The 7,371-nt window shown below is 64.4% G+C and carries 7 protein-coding genes and 1 pseudogene; 4 read left to right on the forward strand and 4 right to left on the reverse strand.

The genetic code is table 11. The features are described from left to right. A partial coding sequence (gene ruvB, locus A3736_RS16340; protein ID WP_067685110.1) for a Holliday junction branch migration DNA helicase RuvB occupies window positions 1–964 on the forward strand: 964 nt, incomplete at its 5' end. A gap of 706 nt (window positions 965–1,670) precedes the next feature. Here the strand turns inward: ruvB and A3736_RS18115 are convergent. Both A3736_RS18115 and A3736_RS18120 read right to left on the reverse strand, forming a co-directional pair. Next, on the reverse strand, window positions 1,671–1,889 hold the full coding sequence (locus tag A3736_RS18115; protein ID WP_067685112.1) for a hypothetical protein: 219 nt from the start codon (window positions 1,887–1,889) through the stop codon (window positions 1,671–1,673). Window positions 1,890–2,144: 255 nt separating this feature from the next. Continuing rightward, window positions 2,145–2,393 (reverse strand): hypothetical protein, encoded by a 249-nt coding sequence (locus A3736_RS18120; RefSeq protein ID WP_233999461.1) that lies wholly within the window; start codon window positions 2,391–2,393, stop codon window positions 2,145–2,147. 40 nt (window positions 2,394–2,433) lie between these two features. Here A3736_RS18120 and A3736_RS18125 point away from each other — a divergent pair, with 40 nt between their 5' ends. Then, on the forward strand, window positions 2,434–2,505 hold the full coding sequence (locus A3736_RS18125) for a hypothetical protein (RefSeq protein ID WP_233999463.1): 72 nt from the start codon (window positions 2,434–2,436) through the stop codon (window positions 2,503–2,505). A gap of 145 nt (window positions 2,506–2,650) precedes the next feature. Here the strand turns inward: A3736_RS18125 and acnA are convergent, their stop codons facing one another. Then, the gene (gene acnA / locus A3736_RS16355; protein WP_067685120.1) at window positions 2,651–5,326 is read right to left on the reverse strand and encodes an aconitate hydratase AcnA; all 2,676 of its coding nucleotides are present in this window, start codon (window positions 5,324–5,326) and stop codon (window positions 2,651–2,653) included. 229 nt (window positions 5,327–5,555) lie between these two features. Between acnA and A3736_RS16360 the strand changes: the two genes are divergently transcribed. Beyond that, complete coding sequence (locus tag A3736_RS16360) at window positions 5,556–5,744, forward strand: hypothetical protein (protein WP_067685116.1); 189 nt, start codon at window positions 5,556–5,558, stop codon at window positions 5,742–5,744. On the opposite strand, the gene A3736_RS16365 is transcribed toward A3736_RS16360, so the two are convergent. After that, window positions 5,741–6,673: a DMT family transporter gene (locus A3736_RS16365; protein ID WP_233999462.1), complete on the reverse strand. Its 933-nt coding sequence runs from the start codon at window positions 6,671–6,673 to the stop codon at window positions 5,741–5,743. The genes A3736_RS16360 and A3736_RS16365 overlap by 4 nt on opposite strands. 137 nt (window positions 6,674–6,810) lie before the next feature. Between A3736_RS16365 and A3736_RS16370 the strand changes: the two are divergent. Then, window positions 6,811–7,371, forward strand: a pseudogene (locus tag A3736_RS16370) (L,D-transpeptidase); the annotation flags it as partial.

Here is a 7,371-nt window from a genome sequence, read left to right on the forward strand (position 1 = left end):
CGCCGAATTCGTCGGGCAGAAAGCTGCGCGCGAAAACCTGCGCGTGTTCGTCGAGGCGGCGAAGGCGCGGGGGGAGGCGATGGACCATGTGCTGTTCTTCGGGCCTCCGGGGCTCGGCAAGACCACGCTGGCGCAGATCGTCGCCAAGGAGTTGGGTGTCGGCTTTCGCGCCACCAGCGGGCCGGTGATCGCGAAGGCGGGCGATCTCGCCGCCTTGCTGACCAATCTCGAACCCAACGATGTCCTCTTCATCGACGAGATCCACCGCCTCAATCCGGTGGTCGAGGAAGTGCTCTATCCCGCGATGGAGGACCGCGCGCTCGACTTGATAATCGGCGAGGGGCCGTCTGCGCGGAGCGTGCGGATCGATCTGCCGCCTTTCACGCTGGTCGGCGCGACCACGCGGCAGGGGCTGCTGACGACGCCTCTGCGCGATCGCTTCGGCATTCCGGTGCGCCTCAATTTCTATACCGAGGACGAGCTACTGCGCGTCGTCACGCGCGGGGCAGGCCTGCTCGGCATGGGTATCGACGAGGGCGGCGCCCGCGAGATCGCGCGGCGCAGCCGGGGGACGCCGCGCGTTGCCGGGCGATTGATGCGGCGCGTGCGAGATTTCGCGCATGTGCTGGGCGAGGGGACCGTCACGGCGCAGGTGGCGGACGATGCGCTGACCCGGCTGGAAGTGGATTCGCTCGGCCTCGATGCGATGGACCGGCGCTATCTCACCATGATCGGTACAACCTACAAGGGCGGCCCTGTGGGCGTCGAGACGCTGGCCGCAGGGCTCAGCGAGCCGCGCGACACGGTGGAGGAAGTGATCGAGCCTTATCTGATCCAGCTCGGCCTGATCGCCCGCACGGCGCGTGGGCGCTGTCTCAACGATGGCGGCTGGGCGCATCTCGGCCTCGCGTCGCCTGTCGAAAGAGGGCGCTCTCAGGGCGAGATGTTCGGAAGCGAAGATTAATCCGCGTAAGGGCAGGAATCGCGCCGGGATCTTAACATCTCCGGTCACCCCGGTCCCGTTTCGGGACGCGAACCGGAGAAGGACTCGCAATCGAAAGGAAAATTTACATTTAGGGTGCAGAGCGAGTATTACGCGAATCTTATAGCAGTCGGCAGGGCCACCAAATTGGCGCCTGAGAAGCCAACAGGAAGACACATATGTCGGTCAAAGCAGCCCTAGCAAAACTTTCGGCCACCGCGGCGGGCGGTGCTTTGCTGGCCGGCGGTGCCGTCCACGTCGCCGAAAAGCCGGTGACGGATGCGCCGAGCTACAAGTCGGCGAAGGGCGCCAAGACGCAGCCGCGGATGATCAAGCAGGCCAAGGCAACCCCGCGCGCGACGCGTCCGGCCCCGCCGCCCCGCGCCGCGCGCGTCATTCCGCGCCAGGTCGAATGCGTGCCTGCCTCATCCCCCCAAGCCACCTATCAGGGCGCCAATGTCTGCCCGCCGGTCTATCGCGCGGCTCTCGCCCCGGTTCCGGTACCTCCGCTTCCCGAAGCGCGTCCGCTGGGCGGTGGCGGCACCGCTGCCCGTTCCATCCCCTCGGCTGGCGGCGGCTTTGGCGGTGGCGGCTTCGGCGGCGGATTCTTCGGCGGCTTCTTCGGATCGAGCGGCGGTGGCGGCAGCACGAGTGTCGTCGTGAATCTCGGCCAGAACCAGGGGCAGGGTCAGGACGGCAATGGCAGCTCGTCGTCCAGCACGTCGAGTTCGTCGAATGGCCAGCCCGGCGGCAGCACCACGACGACTACCACGACCACGTCGACCGGCGGCTTCGATGGCAATATCGACATCGATATCGAAAACTCGAGCGGTGGCTCGTCCACCTCGACGTCGAGCGGCGGCTCGTCCACGTCGACGTCCAGTGGCGGATCCTCATCGTCGACCACGACGGGGGGCGTTTCGACGTCGACCGGTCAGGTCTCGAGCACGACCAGCTCGGGCAACGTGTCGAGCTCGACGGGCCAGGTTTCTTCGTCGACCGGCCAGGTTTCGACGTCGACCGGTCAGGTTTCGACTTCGACAGGCCAGGTCTCGACATCGACCGGTCAGGTTTCGACGTCCAGCTCGACCTCGACAAGCTCCGGCAATGTGACGAGTTCTGGCAATATCAATCAGAACCAGAATCAAAACCAGAACCAGAATCAGTCGAGCACCACGTCCACATCGGGCAACGTTTCGAGCAGCACGAGCTCTTCCACATCGGGCGACGTGTCGAGCAGCACCAGTTCCTCGACCTCTGGCGACGTTTCGACGAGCAGCAGCACCAGCTCTTCGACTTCCGGCGATATCACGTCGAGCACCAGCAGCTCGACATCGTCCTCGAGCTCGACTTCGTCCTCGACCTCTTCGTCGAGCTCGACCTCTTCGAGCACCAACAGTTCGACCAGCACCAGCACGTCGAGCGGGACCGAAGTGCCCGCGCCGCCGATGATGGTCCTGTTCGGCCTCGCAGCTGCCGCGCTCCTGCGTCGCCGCAAGGTCGCTCCACAAAAGGCGGCCTGATCCGCCGAAGCTCTGATCCGCCAAAGCTTCACGGTTCCCAACGGAAAAAGGGCGGCCTTCCCGACCGGAAGGCCGCCCTTTTCGTTTTTGCTTCGATAGTGTGTCGGAGCCCGCCCCCATTTGGGGGGGGCGGGCCTAACGTGCCTCAGTCCGCAGCCAGCTTGCGCAGCACGTAATGGAGGATGCCGCCATTGCGGTAATATTCCATTTCGTTCGCGGTATCGATCCGGCACTTGGCCGTGAAGGTGAAGGTATCGCCGTTGGCGCGCGTCACTTCGACTTCGACATCTTGGCCGGGCGTCAGATCGGCAAGGCCCTTGATCGTGAAGCTGTCGTCCGATCCGAGGCCCAGCGTCTGGCGCGTATCGCCCGCCGCGAATTGCAGCGGCAGCACGCCCATGCCGATCAGGTTCGAACGGTGGATACGCTCGTAGCTTTCGACGATCGTCGCACGCACGCCCAGCAGGATCGTACCCTTGGCCGCCCAGTCGCGGCTGGAGCCGGTGCCGTATTCCTTGCCCGCAACCACGACGAGCGGCGTGCCGTCTTCCTTGTGCTTCATCGCCGCATCGTAGATCGGCATCTGTTCGCCCTTGTAGGTCGTCTCGCCGCCTTCGACGCCGGGGACCATTTCGTTGCGAATGCGGATATTGGCGAAGGTGCCGCGCATCATCACTTCGTGGTTGCCGCGGCGCGAACCGTAGCTGTTGAAGTCCGACTTCGAGACCTGGTGATCGCGCAGATACTGGCCTGCCGGGCTGTCTTCCTTGATCGAACCGGCCGGGCTGATGTGGTCGGTCGTGGTGGAATCGCCCAAGATCGCCAGCGGCTTCGCATCCACGATGTCGGTGACGGGCGCGGGCGTCATGCTCATGCCGTCGAAATAGGGCGGGCTGGCGACATAGGTGCTGGTCGGATTCCAGCGATAGGTGTCCGACGCTTCGACCTTGACCGCCTTCCAGTGCTCGTCGCCTTCGTAGACGTTGGCATACCGGTTCACGAACATGTCGCGATCGATATTGGCGGCGCGATGGTCGGCGATTTCCTGATTGGTCGGCCACAGATCGGCCAGCATCACGTCATTGCCTTCACGGTCTTGGCCGATCGGGGTCGTGGTGATGTCCTCGGTCACCGTTCCCTTGAGCGCATAGGCGACCACGAGCGGGGGCGAGGCGAGGAAGTTCGCGCGCACGTCGGGCGAGACGCGGCCTTCGAAATTTCGGTTGCCCGACAGGACGCTGGCAGCGACCAGATCGTTACCGTTGATCGCTTGGCTGATCGGCGTGGCGAGCGGGCCGGAATTGCCGATACATGTGGTGCAGCCATAGCCGACGAGGTCGAAGCCGATCGCGTTTAGATCGGTCTGGAGGCCCGACTTCACGAGATAGTCGGTGACGACCTGCGATCCCGGTGCGAGGCTGGTCTTCACCCAGGGCTTGGGCTTCAGGCCCTTGGCGTTGGCCTTCTGCGCCACCAGACCGGCGGCGATCAGCACGTCGGGGTTCGAGGTGTTGGTGCAGCTGGTGATCGCCGCGATCACAACGTCGCCGTCGCCGACATCGTGGTCCTTGCCTTCGACCGCCACACGGCGCGGCTCGTCCTTGCCGTAGACGGTCTTGAGGTCGGTGTTGAACAGCTCGTCCACCTGGGGGAGCGCGACCTTGTCCTGCGGGCGCTTCGGGCCGGCAAGGCTGGGGACGACCTTGGCCATGTCGAGTTCGAGCGTATCGGTGAAGATCGGCTCGTTCTCGGGCGTGAACCACATGCCCTGCGCCTTGGAATAGGCTTCGACCAGCTCGATCGTGCTTTCGTCACGACCGGTGAGGCGCATGTAGTCGAGCGTCTTTTCATCGATGCCGAAGAAGCCGCAGGTCGCGCCGTATTCGGGCGCCATGTTGGCGATGGTCGCACGGTCGGCGAGGCTGAGATTGGACACGCCGGGACCGTAGAATTCGACGAAACGGCCCACCACGCCCACTTCGCGCAGCATCTGCACGCAGGTCAGAACGAGGTCGGTCGCGGTCACGCCTTCGGCCAGCGCACCTTCAAGCTTGAAGCCGACGACTTCGGGGATCAGCATCGAGATCGGCTGGCCGAGCATGGCCGCTTCCGCCTCGATCCCGCCGACGCCCCAGCCAAGCACGCCCAGGCCGTTGATCATCGTGGTGTGGCTGTCAGTGCCCACGCAGGTGTCGGGATAGGCGATCGCGTTGCCGTCAGGGTCGTTGGTCGACCAGACGCCCTTGCCGATATATTCGAGGTTCACCTGGTGGCAGATGCCGGTGCCGGGAGGCACAGCGGAGAAGTTCTCGAAGCTCTTCGAACCCCATTTGAGGAAGTCGTACCGCTCCGCATTGCGGGCGTATTCGAGTTCCATGTTCTGTTCCATGGCCTTGGGATGGCCGAATTCATCCACCATCACCGAGTGGTCGATGACGAGGTTGACCGGAACCTGCGGATTGATCTTGGCAGTGTCCCCGCCGAGCTTGGCGATCGCGTCGCGCATCGCGGCCAAGTCGACCACGCAGGGGACGCCGGTGAAATCCTGCAAGAGGACGCGCGCCGGGCGGTACTGGATTTCCTTGCCGGTGACCGGGTTCTTCTGCCAGTCCGCGATCGCCTGCGCATCGTCGGTCGAAACGGTGAAGCCGCCATCCTCGAACCGCAGCATGTTTTCGAGCAAAACCTTCAGGCTGAAGGGCAGGCGCGACACGTCGCCCAATTTCTCCGCCGCCTTCTCGAACGAGTAATAGGCGTAGTCCTTGCCACCGACGGTGAGAGTGGAGCGGGTTGCGAGCGTATCCTGGCCGACCTGGGTCATGCGGATCTGGTCCTTTCTGTTCGGAGCCTGCACCCGAATGCGGGGAGGCAAAAATGTAACGCGCTCGTGAGCGAAAAGGCTCCGAATTGCAAGGGTGGGCGCTTGCGGAGGGAACAATCGGGAACCTGGGTTGGTGCTTATCGGTAATTATGGCATAATGAAGGCAGCCATACGCTTCGAAACCATCATCTCGGATGGGTTCGAACGAGGCGCCCCGGGGAGATTACCAATGCGTTCCGACACGATTGCTGCCACGCCGCAAGCGAAGGCTGCAAAACCGCATGCAAAGCGCCGCGCGCCGATCCGCGCTGTGGTAGTCGCGGCAGCGCTGGGCGTTGCGGCCTGTTTCGCGGCGGCGGCGAGCTTTTCCGGCGATCCGGCGGTCGCCGCCGAAGCGAAAGCGACTCAGAACCGTTAAGTCGAGCCAGCTCTGCTATCGCGCCGTGTCGCGATGGCGCACCCGATAACGATCAGCGCGGTTCCCGCCAGCACAGTTGGCGTGACCGTCTCTGCAAAGAACAGCCAGCCGAACAGGGCGGCCCACAGGAAACCCGAATATTCCATCGGCACCAGAACTTGCGCCTCTTCGCGGGCATAGGCCCATCCCAGCACGGCGGCCCCACATACGGTCAGGAGCGAGGCGGCTCCGATCGCGAGAAACGTCTCGCCATCCGGCAAGGCAAGCAGCCACGGCGCGCCGAGCGCCAGCACCGCCGCGCCGACTCCGCTGTGGAAGCTGGCGATTTCGAGCGGCCCGGCGGTCTGCGCCTGCTGGCGCGCAAGAATCAGATTGTAAGCATAGAGCAGCGCCGAAAACAGGATCGCCGTAAGGCCTGCGGCGGCCCCGTCATTAAACGTCTCGCGCCCGATCCTGCCGCCCACGATCACCAGCGTTCCTGCCAGTCCGAACAGGCCGGCGGCAATGGCGCTGCGCCGGATGCGCTCTTTCAGGATGATTGCGGCGAGATAAAGCGACAGGATCGGCGCGAAGAAGGATATCGCGATGGTCTCCGCGATGGGAAGTCGGGTCAGCGCGAAAAAGAAGCTGAGGGCCATGAACGCCGAGACCACACCGCGCACCAGATGCAGGCGCAGCGCCTGCCTGCCCGGCCAGCGCCCGCCCGCCGCCAGCCATACCGGTGCGATCAGGCAGAGGCCCAGAGCGGAGCGCAATAAGGCCGCGCTATAGGCCCCGATCGCGAGCGAGGCGCCTTTCATGAACGCATCCATCAGCGCCAGGGCCGCAACGCCTGCAAGAGCGGCAAGGATCGGCCGATAGGCGCGCGGGGACGGCATGGTGCGCGGATGGGCCGCGGCTCCGCGCCGGGCAAGCGCAAATTCAGGCACCAGTCAGCCATGGCAGTAGAGAACGAGGACGAAACGAGCTATACAGGCTCGCTATGGATATTCGCGCGCCGAACGCTTCGTCTGGCATTAGGACCGGCGGGGCAGGGGCGCTTAAGATGGTGGTAAAAGAGATGGGTATGCGCAGTCTGAAGGCAGGAACGGCGGGCATCGCCTTGGCGGCGTTCGCTCTCGTATCGAATGGCGTATCCGCGCAATCGAGCGGGCCGGAAAACCTGCTTCCGCCCGAACCCGCCAAGGTCGAGCGAGCGATGCCCGACTATACGCAGATGCAGGCCCAGCAGCCGCGCCCGGTCGCACCTACCCCCGCTTCCAGGCCCGAGGCCGCGCAATCCAAAGCCGCTCAGCCCAGCGTCGCCGATAGCTTCGGTGACGTTGAGATGGTTTCGGGCGAAGTGGTGCAGGAAATTCCCTCTCTGGTCGGCGAATGGTCCCTGGCGGAGGCGCAGGCGCTTGCAAAATTCATCGACGGAATCGGTGCGGAAGGCCTGATGCCCAAGGATTACGGCCACGAAGCGCTCGCCGCCGCGATCGCTAAAGGGCCCGGCCCGGCGCTGAACCAGATCGCCAGCGAACGCTTCGTCTGGCTGGTCGAGGATATGCGCGACGGGCGCACTCCGATGGACGGGCGCAAGCAATGGTTCGCGATGGACCCCGATGCGGACCGGATGCCGACGCAC

The sequence above is a fragment of the Erythrobacter sp. HI0063 genome (assembly GCF_001635685.1).
GTDB lineage: Bacteria > Pseudomonadota > Alphaproteobacteria > Sphingomonadales > Sphingomonadaceae > Qipengyuania.